The sequence below is a fragment of the Campylobacter sp. IFREMER_LSEM_CL1085 genome, assembly GCF_025772235.1.
Lineage (GTDB): Bacteria > Campylobacterota > Campylobacteria > Campylobacterales > Campylobacteraceae > Campylobacter_D > Campylobacter_D lari_D.
This window is the reverse complement of record NZ_JAKMRU010000003.1, coordinates 63,262-78,009: the sequence shown is the minus strand read 5'-3', so window position 1 is coordinate 78,009 and position 14,748 is coordinate 63,262. Positions and strand designations below refer to the sequence as shown.

The window sequence follows — 14,748 nt, the reverse complement described above, 5'->3', positions numbered from 1 at the left end:
TTATATTACCCTTCATTATTGATTCCTTTTTTTATAGTTTTATAATATTAAATGATATTTTGCTATAATTTTTAGAAATAAATAAAAGAGTATATATGAATAATCCTTTAATATCAATTATACTACCAACTTATAATGTAGAAAAATATATTGCTAGGGCATTAGAAAATTGTATTAACCAAACTTTTAAAGATATAGAAATCATTGTAGTAGATGATTGTGGAAGCGATAAAAGTGTAGATATAGCTAAAGAATATGCTGGCAAAGATAATAGAATAAAAATCATACATAATGAAGAAAATTTGAAACTTTTAAGAGCAAGATATGAAGGTGTTAAAGTAGCAGCTTCACCTTATATTATGTTTTTAGATCCTGATGATTATTTAGAGCTTAATGCTTGTGAAGAATGTGTTAAAATTTTGAATAAAAATAATAAGATAGATTTAATATTTTTTGATGCATTTGTGTTAAACAACAATAGTAAAATAGAAAGAAAATTAAATTTTCAAGAAAAAAGCTACATAAAAAAAGATTTTTTAAAAAAGCTACTAAAAACCAAAAATCTATTTTGGACAATGTGGGGAAAAGTCATAAAAAAAGAATTATATCTCAAAGCTTTTAGTCTAATACCACTGGAAAAAAATACCAAAATTAATATGGCTGAAGATGTTTTATTATATTATCCTTTAATAAATATCTCAAATGCTATATTTTATTTGAAGAAAAATTTATATAATTATCAAATAAGCAACTCCTCTATAACCGGAACCTTAACATCACTAAACATAAAAACAAATATACAAGAACAAGATAATGTTACAAATCTTCTAAAGAAGATACAACATAACTATAATTTTAATCTAGCTTTGCTGTTTTTAATTAATTATTTTTTATTGATTGAAAAATATGTATTATCAGGTAAGAAAAATTCTCTCTATTTTAAAATCAATATTTTTTTTAAAAAAAATCAATTTAAATTTTATCGCTTTCTAAAGATGTAAGCTTTTCATATATTTGCTTTAATACTTTATATTTTAACATTTCAAAGTCTATTTGATCTTTTAATTTTTCTTTATAATCCCTAATAAATTCATCTAAACCAATCCAAGCCAATTGATTGTAATCATTTTTTCTGTAACTTTTAATAAATGGAAAATGATAATTATTAAGTTCTGTATAAAAGAAAACTTTTTTTTCAAAAGATAAAACTTCATAAGATTTTGCAAATTTTGATTTAATATCAACTATATTCCAATTAAAACTATCCCCCTTAATTAATACTTCTTTCCAAAATAAATTAGTATTTTGTATCAATAAGCAATCTCCCGGGGCTCTTAAAATCATTCCATCTTTATCCCGATAAACATAAAAATTCCCATCGTTAAATACAAAATCTATTCTAGAATAACTAACCACATGATAATCTTTTTTGGGTATATAAAAACTCTTATATAATTTTTTAGCATCATAGTAATGGTCCACATCTATTTTTATAAGCCATTCTCCTTGAGGAATAAAGCTTGCAACATAATTATAATAGCTATAAAGTTTATTTTCTTCACCTTGCGGATTTTCAATTTGTACTTCGTAAGGATATTTTACTGGTATAAAAGAAGGATATTGCTTGCAAAATTCTAAAATAATCTCCTCGCTTCCATCAGTACAATCATTATATCCTATAACACCTCTTTGCACAGCAGGTAATATGCTTTCTAAAGAAGCTCTTAAGGTGATAGCTTCATTTTTCACTCTTATAAAAGCCCAAGGATTTAAAGGAGATTTTGGATCTTTTGAATTCAAATCAAAATCAAAAAAACCTTGATGTTTTTTCACACCATAAATAGCTCTGTTAATCTCGAGAAAATAATTATTAGAAAACAAGTTCATTTTATTTACTAAATCTTCATTTAATATAGAATTTACTTTTTGTAAAACAATAGTCTTATTGTCTAAAAAAAATCTTATTTTTTTTCTCACATAACTTATAGGTATAAAAAATAAAAATATCTTTATAATCACTTCTCTCGTTTTCATACTCTCTTATTTTTCTTTTTTAGATATAATACAAAAAACAACCAAGTGAAAGTGTATATGAATAATCCTTTAATTTCCATTATTATACCGATATACAATGTAGCACCATACCTAAAAGAATGTCTAGATAGCGTTATCAATCAAAGCTATAAACATTTAGATATTATTTTAATAGATGATGGAAGTGATGATGGAAGCTTAGATATAGCTTTAGAATATCTCAATAAAGATGAAAGAATATTTTTAATCTCTAAGGAAAATGGAGGATTGAGTTCGGCAAGAAATATGGGATTAGAATTTATAAAAGGAACTAAACTTAGAAGCTTTTTTGAAGATGAGAAAAAACAAGATATAATCTCTTTTGCCTCAACTCATACCTTTGACAAAAATACAAAAATAATTAACAAAGAAACTATAAAATCAAATTTTATACCTATTCAAAAAAGATACATAAAAACAAATATAGAAAATATAAATGATTTATTAGTGCAAGAGCTACCAAATTCTATAATTCACTTTTTAGATTCAGATGATTATTTTTTAAATGACTGTATAGAGCTTTGCGTGAAAGAAATGTTTGAAAAAGATTTGGATATTTGTGCACATGGATTTGAAGAATATCATGAAGAAAATTCTTGTTTTTTAAAAAAACCGCCAACAGACCTAATACAAAAAAGTAAAAAAATATTTTTTAATACCGGTATAGAGCTATTGCAAGAAAATAACTTTTTTCAGTTTTATTTTGCTTGGCAAGGAACTTTTAAGGCTAAAATTTTAAATCAATATAATCTTCGTTTCACTCATGGAATTTATCATGAAGATCATGATTTTGGAACTATATTGTTTTGCTTGGCTAAAAAAGTTTTTTATATCAATACAACCTTAATGATATATAGAATTAGAAAAGGCTCCATAACAAATATCCAAAATACCTTAATACCACAAAAATTACCTAAATATCTAGAGCCGCTAAAAGAGCATTTTAGCGATTATAAAGAGCTTAGAGAATATTTTCACCTATACTGCCTACTAGTTATTTTTTTAAAAATACAAAAATTTGACAATCAAACCTCTTTTTTAAAAAAATCATCAAAAAGTTATTTGTACTCTATAGCACAAAAGAAAATTACAAAAGATCCTCTAAAAATCCGTGAGAATCTATATAAGTACTTAAAATTTGTTAAATTATATAAACTATATTACATAATTAGATTATGCATTAGACATCCAAAAAAAATAATCTCATTATTTAATAAAACTCGATAATAATCTAAATATTTTATATTGAATCTTTGATATCTTATAAGATTTTAAATCTTTAAGTTTTCTCTGAACACACAGTGGGTCTTTGCTAAATTTTTTTATCTTAAATGCATTTTTTATATAAAAATATAAAATAGCTTTTTTTAAAAACAAAGAGATGGTTTTATCTTGATAACTATTAATAAAATTAATTAGCTCTAAGGCTATTAACACCCAACTAGAATATCTAAAATATTCCTTTGCTAAAAATGCATCTCCATTAAAAGCATCTAATATATTTCTAAAATGAGGAAGTATGTTATCTTTAATGATTATCTTATCTTGATTTGTTGATGAATTTGTTCGAATTCTGTAATAATAAAATACTTTAGGGTAAACATAAATACTCTTAGCTTGTGAAAAAAGCAAAATTCCAAATAAATGATCTTCGGCAAAAATACCATCTTTAAATTTTATTTTTTTATCTATTATATGATTAAAATTTATCATACCTGAACAAGCAAAAGAAAAATCTTTCATCTTGCTTCTTGCTAAATGTCGCAACCATTCTAATGGAGTAATCTTTTTTTCTTGTTTTATATTAATATCTTTTAATCTACTACTTTGACTTTGATTTTTACAAGATATTTCATAGTATTTTGCTTCATCAAACCACACCACTTCTACCCCATCCATTCTAGGTACACATTCTTCTATGCAGTTTAATTCCCAATAATCATCAGAATCTAAAAAGATAATATAATCTATAATAGGATAAGTAAAGTTAGTTAAATCTTGTTCATCATTAAAAGCTTTATAGCTTTTATATACAGTGTATATTTCATAAGGATTATTACCTTCTATGTTAAATTCTATTAAAGAATTTTCTTTTATAGTTTGAGTTTTGTTTTTGAGTTTATATTCTCCACTAAAATATTCTATACCTACATTTCTAGCACTGCTTTGTCCACCATTTTTTTTATCAAAAAGAGTGATTCTTTTATCTTTTAGAGTATATTCTTTTGCAATATTGAGTGAGTTTTCATCTGTACTACCATCATTTACTAGTATGATTTCTAAGTTAGTATAAGTTTGATTGATTACACTATCTAAACATTCTTTTAGATATTTTTCTACATTGTATATGGGGATTACTACGCCTACGGTTTTCATATATACATAACCTTAATTATTTTTGATATTATATCAGAAAAACTTTTGAGGAATATATATGCAAATACAACAAAACAATTCTTTAATTTATAATACTTTAACAAAAAAACTAAGCTCATTTATACCTATAAAATCAATAAGAAGAAAATTAAGAAATCATATTCAATATAAGTTAGAACACCCCAAAGTGGCTAATTATCTTTCAAACAACTATATAAACCCTTTTTTAGATGGGAAAATTCCTCATTTTAATTTTGAAAAAAAACATCATTTTAAAAATGATAAAATTATTTGGCAATTTTGGTATCAAGGTAAAAATCAAGCTTCGCCTATGATACAACAATGCTTTAACTCTGTACAAGAACAAATGAAAGATGACTACACAATCATCATTCTAGATAAAGATAATATAAAAGATTACCTTGATTTTCCATCATTTGTTATAGAAAAATTAGAAAATAATTTTTTTGGAGAAAAAACTATAACTTTTTTTTCAGATCTTTTAAGAGTATGCTTACTTGCAACTTATGGAGGTATATGGTGTGATGCAAGTATATTTTTAAGCTCTAAAATTCCTAGTGAACTTTGTAATAAAGATTTTTTTATCTTTGAAAGATCAAAAACAAAACCTAGTAAAGAGAAATTGAAAAATTTTATCAAAAGTGGGTATTTTTCTTATGGATATTTTAACTGGAATGATGATTTTAAGGTTAAAATGCTAAGTAGTTTTATGATAGCCAAAGCAAGCAATACTTTTATTCAAACTCTAAAAGATATTTTAATAAATTATTGGAAAAATGAGCAATCAAATGAAAATCACTATTATTTTGTACTGCATATCATATTTGAACTTTTAAAAGAACATGGCTTTGTAAATGATACCTATAAAAATATGAGTGATATAGAATGTCATTTATTACAATTTAGCGCCAAAGAAAAATTTAATCCAACTCTTTGGGAAAAAATTCAAAAGCAAAGTTTTTTACACAAACTCACGCATTTTAAATCTATAAAAAAAGATTCAATGATAGATAAAATCATTTTGCAAAGTTGATTTTATCTAAAAATACCTTTTATTTTTTGCCAAATTTTCCAAAGATCATAAGGAATTTTTGTTTGGATAAAAGGTTTTATTATAGGTAATTTTTCTTTTAAATTTAAAGGATCTTTTTTAAATTTTTTAATCCTCAAAGCCTTTTTTACATAAAAAGGCAGAAAGGTTTCCTTTATAGCTTGAAAATTTTCATTTTTTTGATCTTTAAAAAATTCTATCAACTCTAAAGCTGTTATCATCCTACTTGCTGCTTTTAAATAGTTTTTTGCCTCTTTAGCATTTTCTCCAAAAAATTCATATAAGTCTTTAAAGTACTCTGATACATTTGCCTTTGTGACTTTCTTATCATGATTTGATATACTATTTGCTCTCAAACGGCACAAATACAATCTTTTTGGCAAAATATAAATATTATTAGCACAGCTAAATAAAACCATACCAAAATGAATATCTTCATTGATGATTTTGTTAATAAATTTAAGTTTTAATTGTTTTAAAAATGAAAAATCTATCATACCACCCCAGCTAAACGAGATATCCCTTGAACCTACTTTTATAGCTTGCTTAGCATAGTCTCTTGGAGTGATAGTACATTCTTGAGTGAAATTAAATATATTCATCCTTGTTTTTTGACCCTTATCTTCTATACCATCATCATAAATACAAGTATGGTCAAACCATAATACATCTACATTTTGCATTCTTATAACACACTCTTCTATGCAGTTTAACTCCCAATAATTATCAGAATCTAAAAAGATAATATAATCAATCTTTGGAATTTCTAATTTATCATCTACTAAAGCATTTTTATATTTATAAATTTTATAAATATTTTGTGGGTTATTGCCAACAATCTTAAAAATATTTAATTCATTTTCTTTTTCAATATATTGTATTTCATATTCACCATAAAAAAATTCTATACCTACATTTCTAGCACTACTTAAACCACCATTTTTTTTATCAAAAAGAGTTATTCTTTTATCTTTTAGAGTATATTCTTTTGCAATATTGAGTGAGTTTTCATCTGTACTACCATCATTTGCGAGTATGATTTCTAAGTTAGTATAGGTTTGATTGATTACACTATCTAAACATTCTTTTAGATATTTTTCTACATTGTATATGGGGATTACTACGCCTACGGTTTTCATGCCTTATCTCCAAGTTGTTTTTTCATTTTTTATAGTTTCAAGATAAATTTGATGATTGATTTCAAGCATATTTTTACTATTTTCTTCATGGTAGATATGATAAGCCAGAGCATTAAATTTAAGCCTTTTAAACACTCCCTCATTAAATAAAAATCTAGCTACAAACTCACTATCTTCCCTGCCCCAACCTATAAATTTTTCATTAAAACCTTCAATGGCTTCAAAATCACTTTTATAAAAACTCATATTGCAAGTTTTACTACCTTTAACAAGCTGTGATTTTTTAAAAAATTTCTTAGTTAGTTTTGAAAATTTATATATACATTTAGCTAAAAAAATATTTCTTTGATTTTTAAAACCTTTTTTATTAAATGTCAAACTAAAATCATTTTTGCTTAAAAGTTCTTTGCTTTCATTTTCATTTAAAATAGTTCTTGAGCCTTGCAAAATAGTCTTTAAACTAGCAAATTTTAAATGATCACTAATGAAGTTTTTTTCTAAAATCATATCACCATCGATTAAAACAATATATTCACTATTTGAAGCTCTAATCGCTTTGTTGCGGCTTGCCGCAGCACGAAATCCCTCATCTTCTTGCCAAATATGCTCTAACTTACATGGAAAATCTTTCTGATAAGCTTGTATAAGTTTAGCTGTATCTTCCCTGCTTCCATCATCAGCTATTAAAACCTCATCTGGTAAAGGCTCTAAGTTTTTAACACTATCAAGCACCAAAGCAAGTCTTTCTTTTTGATTATAGGTTGTGATGATTAAAGCACAAGTTTTTGGCTTTTGCTTTTTTAACTCATACAATTTCATATATTTAAAAAAAGCTCCAAGTCCATTACAAGTACTTATAATAAAGCCTTTATAGCCATAAAAAATCCCTTTTTTCAAAACATAATTTCTAAAAAAAGTCCAAATTCCTCTTAGCAAAGCCTTGCAAACACTACTTTCTTTATGTAAATTTTGCAAAGCCCAAAGCTTAGAATATTTTTGAAGCTTATCTAACAAACTATCGATATCATCAAACGCAAAATGCCTCAAACCATTTTGCAACTTAATCTTTTTGCTATCTTCATGTAAAATTAAACTCTCATGCACTAAATTTTTATTAAAACTAGTATGGGTTTTATTAAACACCCGCATTACATGATCAGGCCACCACCCACAAGCTTTAATCCACTCTCCATTGTATAAATTTTCTCTTGGTAAAGCTATGATATCTTCTTTATTAGGCTCAATTTGCCCTAATTCTTGTAAAAATTCTTTCTTAGCAAGCTCATCTGCGTCAATATTAAAAATCCAATCATTACTAGCATAACTTATGGCTAAATTTTTCAAAGGTCCAAAACCTATAAATTTATGCTGATAAATCTTGATATTTTTATAACTTTTACTAAACTCATAAGCAATTTTTAAAGTATCATCATTGCTATCATTTTCTATTAAAACGATCTCGCCAAATTCTTGCAAAGATTCCAAACAAGCTTTTAAAGTTTTTTGAGCATTTTTAACAATCATTATCACACTAATTTGTTTTAAATCCATTTTATATCCTATAAATACAACTCATGGTTATATCTTTTAAATCTCTTATGAAAGAAAAAATACTCATCAGGTTTAAATTTAATCATCTCTTCACAACACTTTGCTTGATACTTAGTAAGCTCTTCTATACTTGCCTTGCTTGCATCTAAAGCCTTAAAAGTTTTTACAAAAAATTTCTCATCTTTTTGATACACAAAACAAGGTAAAATCATAGCATTTGTTTTTTTGGCAAGCACACTCGCACCTGCTATGAAATTTACTTCTTGGTTAAAATATTGTATTTTTACACTTTCACTATCCACTGCATCTTGATCGGTTAAAATTCCAAGCGATCTACCTTCTTTTAAGGCTTTTAGCATTTTTCTAAGCCCGCCCTTTTTTTCTATAAGCTCTATGTTAAATTGCGTGCGATTTTTACTTAAAATTTTATCCATTATCACGCTATCAAGTGCTCTTCCAACTATGGAAATTCCTTGAAATTTAGCCCCAAAAGACAAAGCCAAAAGCTCCCAGTTACCATAATGAGCCGTAGTTACGATCAAGGGTCTTTTACTTTGCATTATATTTAAAATTTGCTCCTCATCATCAAAGCAAATTTTATTGATGATTTCCTCTTTGCTTGTATTTTGATTTTTGATAAAATCAATCCCAAATTTAGCAAAATTTTTATAGATATTAAGACTAGTTTCATCACGCCATTTTTGATCTTTTTCAGGAAAGCAAATTTTTAAGTTTGTATCAATGATTTTGCGGTGTTTGTGATTAAGCCTATAAGTGATTAAAGCAGCCAAATTTGCAAAAGAGTTTAAAAGCTTTGAAGGTAAAATCTTCACAAGAGCTTTTAGTGTATAAAAAAGGCTTAGATATACATAATTTATCATTTTTCTAAAAGCTCACAAGCAAGTTTAAAAATATCTTTTTCATCGATATTTTGTACGCAAAAATCACTCTTATCGATATGCTTTGAATGCAGTATTTTTTTACCTGCATTGATTGTTTTGTTGATATTTGTTTCATAAGCATTTCTTTGACTAGGAGTAGCACCAAAAATCGTTATAGAAGGCTTATTTAGTGCAAAAGCTAAATGAGTAGGCCCGCTATCATTTCCGATAATCAAATCACTTGCTTTAGTTAAAGCACAAAGCTCACTTAAGCTTAATTTTGGCGCAAGTTCTATTTTTAAATGTTTTAAATTTAAAACTATATCTTTAGCAAAATTAAACTCATTAACATTGCCCCAACCAAGCATAATTTTTGCACTAGTAAAATACTCCAAAAGCATTCTACAAAGTAGTATCAAACGCTCTTTTGGGTAAATTTTATTAGGCATAGATGAGCCTACATGTATGAGTATATTTGGCGCACTTTCACTTAAAGAAAGTCTTTGTTCTAGCTCTTCTTTCAACTCATCATCTACGCTAAAACAACTTTGTTTTAACTCTATGTCACTATGATCAAAATGCTCATTTAGCACATAAGCTACCAAAGAAAGATTACGCACGATAATATTTTCTTCATAATTACACGCAAATTTATGCGTATAAAAATTGCTCGCAAAGCCCTCTTTTATGCTTTCTTGATCAAAACCAAAAGTATTAGCACATAAAAATTTACTCACTAAAGCAGATTTAATCAAACCTTGCAAATCAATCACAACATCATATTTATTTTGCCTAGCTTCAAAAAGCATAGCAAAAACTTCTTTGATTTTTCTATCTTTCAAAGGCAGGGCATATACTTCATTGATCATTGGATGATCTTGCAATAATCCTGCAAATCTTGCATCTACAAACCAATCAATACTCGCCTTAGGATAATGCTTTTTAATAAATTGTAAAACAATTACCGCATGGATGATATCTCCAAGTGCGGATAATTTAACCAAACCTATTTTCATATACTACTTTATTTTTAAATTTTCTGTTATGATTTTAACAAAGATTTTTTTAAAAAAAGGTTTATCATGCAAGAATATATTTGCGTTTTTGATTGTGAGAGCATTCCTGATGCAGAATTGATAAAACATCTTTATGATTTTAATGGCGATGATTTAAGCATTAGCAAGCAAGCTTTAGAAAGACAAAAAGAAGAAAGTGGAAGTGAATTTTTACCCCTACCTTTTCATAAAGTTGTAAGCATTTGTGCAGTGATTGCAGATAAATTTGGAAATTTCATCAAAGTCAATAAAATCAAAGGCGAAAATGAAAAACAAATGCTAGAAGAATTTTTTAACTTCATAGACAAACACCAACCCCGCCTTGTAAGTTTTAATGGTAAAAGCTATGACATGCCTTTGCTTGTTATAAGAGCATTAAAATACAATATCAACGCAAGTGCTTATTTGGACGCAAGCGATAAATGGAATAACTACAAAAGCAAATTTGTAGAAAATAAACATTGTGATTTATTAGAATCTTTAGGAAGTTTTGGTCAAAAAGGCTTAAGACTTGACACGCTTTGTGCTATGGCAGGACTTCCTGGAAAATATGATGTGCATGGAAATGAAGTATTAGAACTTTTTTATCAAAACAAATTAGAAAAAATTCACGAATACTGCGAAAGTGATGTGTTAAACACCTATATGCTATTTTTAAAATACGAACTCATTAAAGGTAATTTAACCCAAGAAGATTATCTTAATATTTTAGAAAATTTCAAAGAAGAACTTTTGCAAAAACATAGCGATAAAAGCTATCAAAAGCCATTTTTAGAGGCCATAGAAAAAGAAAAGAGCAAGTTTTAAATTAATTAAGAAAAGTATATTAAAATAACTATTATTAAATATCACAAAAAGGATAAAAATGAAAATTTTAATCACCGGTGGCGCAGGATACATAGGCTCTCATACTTTAAAACAATTTTTAGAAACAAATCATGAAATTTGTGTATTAGATAATCTTTCAAAAGGTAGCAAAAAAAGTTTGGATGAACTTTCTAAAATCAGACCTTTTAAGTTTTTTGAGCAAGATTTAAGCGATTATGCTGGGATTAAAAAACTTTTCAAAGAAGAAAAATTTGATGCAATTGTGCATTTTGCAGCTAGTATTGAAGTTCCTGAAAGTATGGAAAATCCTTTAAAATATTATATGAACAATACCGCAAACACAAGTAATCTAATCCAAACTTGTCTAGAAACAGGTGTGAAAAAATTCATTTTTTCTTCAACCGCAGCTACTTATGGAGAGCCACAAACTCCTATTGTGGATGAGCAAAGTCCATTAGCACCGATTAATCCTTATGGACAAAGCAAACTAATGAGCGAAAAAGTCCTACAAGATGCTAATATGGCAAATCCTGAATTTAAATACTGCATTTTAAGATACTTTAATGTAGCAGGTGCTTGCATGAGTTATCCTATAGGACAACGCTATCCAAAAGCTACTTTACTTATCAAGGTTGCTGCTGAAGTAGCCACAGGAAAAAGAGAAAAACTTTATATTTTTGGCGATGATTATAATACTAAAGATGGCACTTGTATTAGAGATTTTATCCATGTTGATGATATTTCAAGTGCGCATTTAGCTGCTTTAGAATACCTAGAAAACAATGAAAGTAATATTTTCAATGTAGGATATGGTCACGGCTTTAGCGTAAAAGAAGTTATTGAAACCATGAAAAAAGTAAGCGGAGTAGATTTCACAGTAGAACTTGCACCAAAAAGAGCTGGAGATCCTTCTGTGCTTATTTCAAATGCGGATAAAATCAAAACCCTAACCAACTGGAAACCAAAATATGATGATTTAGAATTAATCTGCAAAAGTGCTTATGAGTGGGAAAAACAGTGTTAAAAAAACTTTTTTTTATACTCAATGCTCATGATAAGAAATTTTTATTTGCTTTGCTAATTTTTTCTATTTTTATAGGATTCATAGAAAGCTTTGCTATTTCTTTAATCATGCCTTTTGTATCAGTGGCGAGTAATTTTGAGCTTTTAGAAAAAAGCTCCTATTTTCAACCTATATATGAGTATTTAAATTTACCAAGTTATAAAATTATTGCTTATTTTGGCTGTATATTAATCGCCTTTTATATTTTTAGAGCCTTTTTAAATGCCTTTTATTTTCATTTGCTTGCGCGTTTTTCTAAAGGGCGTTACCACAGCCTTGCTTGTCGTATTTTTGATAAATACCTACACCTTGAATATGAAAATTTTACTAACAAAAATCAATCAGAACTTTTAAAAACTATTACTCAAGAAGTATTTCATTTAAGCACTTTAATTAGTGCTTTTTTACTTATGCTAAGTGAAAGCTTTGTGGTGTTTTTACTTTATACTTTATTGCTAATTATCAACTATAAAATCACCCTAGCTTTAAGTGCTTTTTTACTTTTAAATGCTTTTATTTTGATTAAAATCCTCTCACCCTTGGTAAAAAAAGCTTCCATAGCTAGAGAAGAGGCGATGAAAAATTATTTTGAAATTTTAAATGCAAATTTAAACAACCTTAAAATCATCAAACTCAAAACCAAAGAACAAAGTACACAAAAGCTTTATGAAATTCAAAGCGGGCTTTTTGCCAAAGCAAACATTAGCAATGAAAGCATGTCAAGCATTCCTAGAATTTACCTTGAAGGTATAGGTTTTTGTATGCTTTGTTTTATTGTGGTGTATTTAGTTTTAAGATATGAAAGTGATATTTCATCTATCTTAGCAACTATTACTATTTTTGTGGTGGCTCTTTATAGGCTTATGCCAAGTGCTAATCGTATCATCACAAGTTATAATGAAATTACATATTATAAAAACTCTTTAGATATTATTTATAACATGCTCAATGAAAAAGAAGAAAAGCTAGGCGATGAAAGTATTGAATTTAAAGAAAAAATCTTTTTGAAAAATCTTTTCTTTGCTTATAAGGGTAAGAAAAATTTATTTAAAAATTTAAATTTTGAGCTTAAGAAAAATGAAAAAATCGCTTTTATAGGTAAAAGTGGAAGTGGTAAAAGCACTTTAGTCGATCTTATCATAGGGCTTTTAAAACCAAGCGATGGAGCTATTTTTGTAGATGGAATTAAGCTTGATGAGAGCAATATAAAAAGTTTTAGAAGTAAAATTGGCTACATACCTCAACAAATTTATCTTTTTAATGATTCTATTGCTAAAAATATTAGCTTTGGAGAAGAAGTAGATGAAGCGCTTTTACACAAAGTGATCAAACAAGCTAATCTTGAAAGCTTTGTAAATTCACTTGAAGATGGAGTGCATACTAAGGTAGGTGATTCAGGTTCGTTTTTAAGTGGAGGCCAAAGACAAAGAATAGCCATAGCAAGAGCGCTTTATCAACAACCTGAAATTTTAGTTTTAGATGAAGCAACTAGTGCTCTTGATCAAGAAAGTGAAGCAAAAATCATGGAAGAAATCTATAAAATTTCAAAAGATAAAACTCTCATCATCATAGCCCATAGGCTCTCAACCATACAAGGTTGTGATAGAGTATTTGAAGTAAAACATGGGCATTTAAAGGAACAAGTATGAAAATCACTTTCATCATAGCTACTTTAAATTCAGGCGGTGCTGAAAGAGTATTAGTCACTTTAGCTAATGAACTTTGCAAAAATCATGAAATAAATATTATTAAATTTCACAAAGAAGACTCTTTTTACAAGCTTGAGTCAAAAATCAAACTTTTTACCCTAGAGCAGTTTGACTTTTCCACTCTTTATAATAAAATAGCCTCACGCATTAAAAAATTCAAAGCCTTAAAACAAGCACTTAAAGACCACAAAAGCGATGTTTTTATCTCATTTTTAGATACAACTAATATTGCTTGCATTTGGGCAAACAAAGGTTTAAATACACCTTTAATCATTAGCGAACATAGCTCTTATACTTATTTAAAATCTAAAATTTGGAAGTTTTTACGCCGTATAAGTTTTCCTCATGCAAATGCTTTAACCGTGCTAAGTAATGATGATAAAAATTACTATGAAAACTTTGTTAAAAAAGTTATCAATATGCCAAATCCTTGTCATTTTAACCCTGTTAAAGAAAATTTAGAAAAAGAAAATAATGTCATTTTCGTAGGCAGACTTGATCATAATAAAAATGCTTCTATGTTTTTAAAAGCCATAGCAAGGCTAGATACAAATTTACAAAAACAATACAACTTTTTCATAGCAGGCGATGGAGAATTAAGACAAGATTTAGAACAAGAAGCCAAAAATTTAAATATCAAAGTTAATTTTCTAGGTAAAGTTGAAAATATACAAGAGCTTTATAAAAAAGCAAAAATAATCTGCCTTTGCTCTTTCATAGAAGGCTTGCCAACAGTTTTACTTGAAAGTTTATATTATCAAGTAGCGCGCATTAGCACTAAATACACAAGCGGTCATAAAGATTTAATTGATGATGGAAAAGATGGATTTTTAGTAGATTTAGATGATGAAAAAGCTTTAAGCGAAAAACTCGCACTTTTAATGCAAGATGAAAATTTAAGAAAAACACTAGCGCTTAATGCACAGCAGCGATGTAAAGATTATGAAGTGGCCAATGTAGCACAAAAATGGCTTGATTTAATCAAAGAAGTAAGGGTTTAA

General features: G+C 27.4%; 12 protein-coding genes and 1 pseudogene. 7 read left to right on the top strand and 6 right to left on the bottom strand.

Going from position 1 to position 14,748, the window contains the following annotated elements; genetic code table 11:
• Nucleotides 1-95: 95 nt before the first annotated feature.
• Entirely contained in the window at nucleotides 96-1,001 is a 906-nt protein-coding gene (locus L8W56_RS02320) for a glycosyltransferase family 2 protein (RefSeq protein ID WP_263659295.1), read from the top strand.
• On the opposite strand, the gene L8W56_RS02315 is transcribed toward L8W56_RS02320, so the two are convergent.
• Nucleotides 973-2,034, bottom strand: coding sequence for a beta-1,4-N-acetylgalactosaminyltransferase (locus L8W56_RS02315; RefSeq protein ID WP_263659294.1), 1,062 nt, complete (start codon nucleotides 2,032-2,034; stop codon nucleotides 973-975). The two genes, L8W56_RS02320 and L8W56_RS02315, sit on opposite strands and share 29 nt — an antisense overlap.
• Before the next feature lie 57 nt (nucleotides 2,035-2,091).
• On the opposite strand from L8W56_RS02315, the gene L8W56_RS02310 reads away from it, so the two are divergent.
• The gene (locus L8W56_RS02310; RefSeq protein WP_263659293.1) at nucleotides 2,092-3,300 is read left to right on the top strand and encodes a glycosyltransferase family 2 protein; all 1,209 of its coding nucleotides are present in this window, start codon (nucleotides 2,092-2,094) and stop codon (nucleotides 3,298-3,300) included.
• Here the strand turns inward: L8W56_RS02310 and L8W56_RS02305 are convergent.
• Nucleotides 3,280-4,449 (bottom strand): glycosyltransferase family 2 protein, encoded by a 1,170-nt coding sequence (locus L8W56_RS02305; RefSeq protein ID WP_263659292.1) that lies wholly within the window; start codon nucleotides 4,447-4,449, stop codon nucleotides 3,280-3,282. The two genes, L8W56_RS02310 and L8W56_RS02305, sit on opposite strands and share 21 nt — an antisense overlap.
• 58 nt (nucleotides 4,450-4,507) lie before the next feature.
• Here L8W56_RS02305 and L8W56_RS02300 point away from each other — a divergent pair, with 58 nt between their 5' ends.
• A complete protein-coding gene (locus L8W56_RS02300) occupies nucleotides 4,508-5,503 on the top strand; it encodes a capsular polysaccharide synthesis protein (protein ID WP_263659291.1) in 996 nt (331 codons plus the stop codon).
• Here L8W56_RS02300 and L8W56_RS02295 read toward each other — a convergent pair.
• The 4 genes and pseudogenes from L8W56_RS02295 to waaC all read right to left on the bottom strand — a co-directional run bounded on the left by L8W56_RS02295 (nucleotide 5,487) and on the right by waaC (nucleotide 10,108).
• Nucleotides 5,487-6,660: pseudogene (locus L8W56_RS02295) on the bottom strand (glycosyltransferase family 2 protein). The gene L8W56_RS02300 and the pseudogene L8W56_RS02295 sit on opposite strands and share 17 nt — an antisense overlap.
• 3 nt (nucleotides 6,661-6,663) lie before the next feature.
• Nucleotides 6,664-8,211 carry a glycosyltransferase family 2 protein gene (locus L8W56_RS02290; protein ID WP_263659290.1) on the bottom strand — a complete coding sequence of 516 codons (1,548 nt, stop codon included), beginning with the start codon at nucleotides 8,209-8,211 and terminating at the stop codon, nucleotides 6,664-6,666.
• Between the two features lie 8 nt (nucleotides 8,212-8,219).
• Complete coding sequence (locus L8W56_RS02285; RefSeq protein WP_263659289.1) at nucleotides 8,220-9,092, bottom strand: lipid A biosynthesis lauroyl acyltransferase; 873 nt, start codon at nucleotides 9,090-9,092, stop codon at nucleotides 8,220-8,222.
• The gene (waaC, locus tag L8W56_RS02280; protein ID WP_263659288.1) at nucleotides 9,089-10,108 is read right to left on the bottom strand and encodes a lipopolysaccharide heptosyltransferase I; all 1,020 of its coding nucleotides are present in this window, start codon (nucleotides 10,106-10,108) and stop codon (nucleotides 9,089-9,091) included. The genes L8W56_RS02285 and waaC overlap by 4 nt, the downstream gene beginning before the upstream one ends.
• 66 nt (nucleotides 10,109-10,174) lie before the next feature.
• Here waaC and L8W56_RS02275 point away from each other — a divergent pair, with 66 nt between their 5' ends.
• Genes L8W56_RS02275 through L8W56_RS02260 form a run of 4 tightly spaced genes read left to right on the top strand, consistent with a single transcriptional unit; the run spans nucleotide 10,175 to nucleotide 14,748 of the window.
• Nucleotides 10,175-10,954 carry a 3'-5' exonuclease gene (locus tag L8W56_RS02275; protein ID WP_263659287.1) on the top strand — a complete coding sequence of 260 codons (780 nt, stop codon included), beginning with the start codon at nucleotides 10,175-10,177 and terminating at the stop codon, nucleotides 10,952-10,954.
• A 58-nt stretch (nucleotides 10,955-11,012) separates the two neighbouring features.
• Entirely contained in the window at nucleotides 11,013-11,999 is a 987-nt protein-coding gene (gene galE / locus L8W56_RS02270; protein WP_039626879.1) for a UDP-glucose 4-epimerase GalE, read from the top strand.
• A complete protein-coding gene (locus L8W56_RS02265; protein WP_263659286.1) occupies nucleotides 11,993-13,687 on the top strand; it encodes an ABC transporter ATP-binding protein in 1,695 nt (564 codons plus the stop codon). The genes galE and L8W56_RS02265 overlap by 7 nt, the downstream gene beginning before the upstream one ends.
• Nucleotides 13,684-14,748 (top strand): glycosyltransferase, encoded by a 1,065-nt coding sequence (locus tag L8W56_RS02260; RefSeq protein WP_263659285.1) that lies wholly within the window; start codon nucleotides 13,684-13,686, stop codon nucleotides 14,746-14,748. The genes L8W56_RS02265 and L8W56_RS02260 overlap by 4 nt, the downstream gene beginning before the upstream one ends.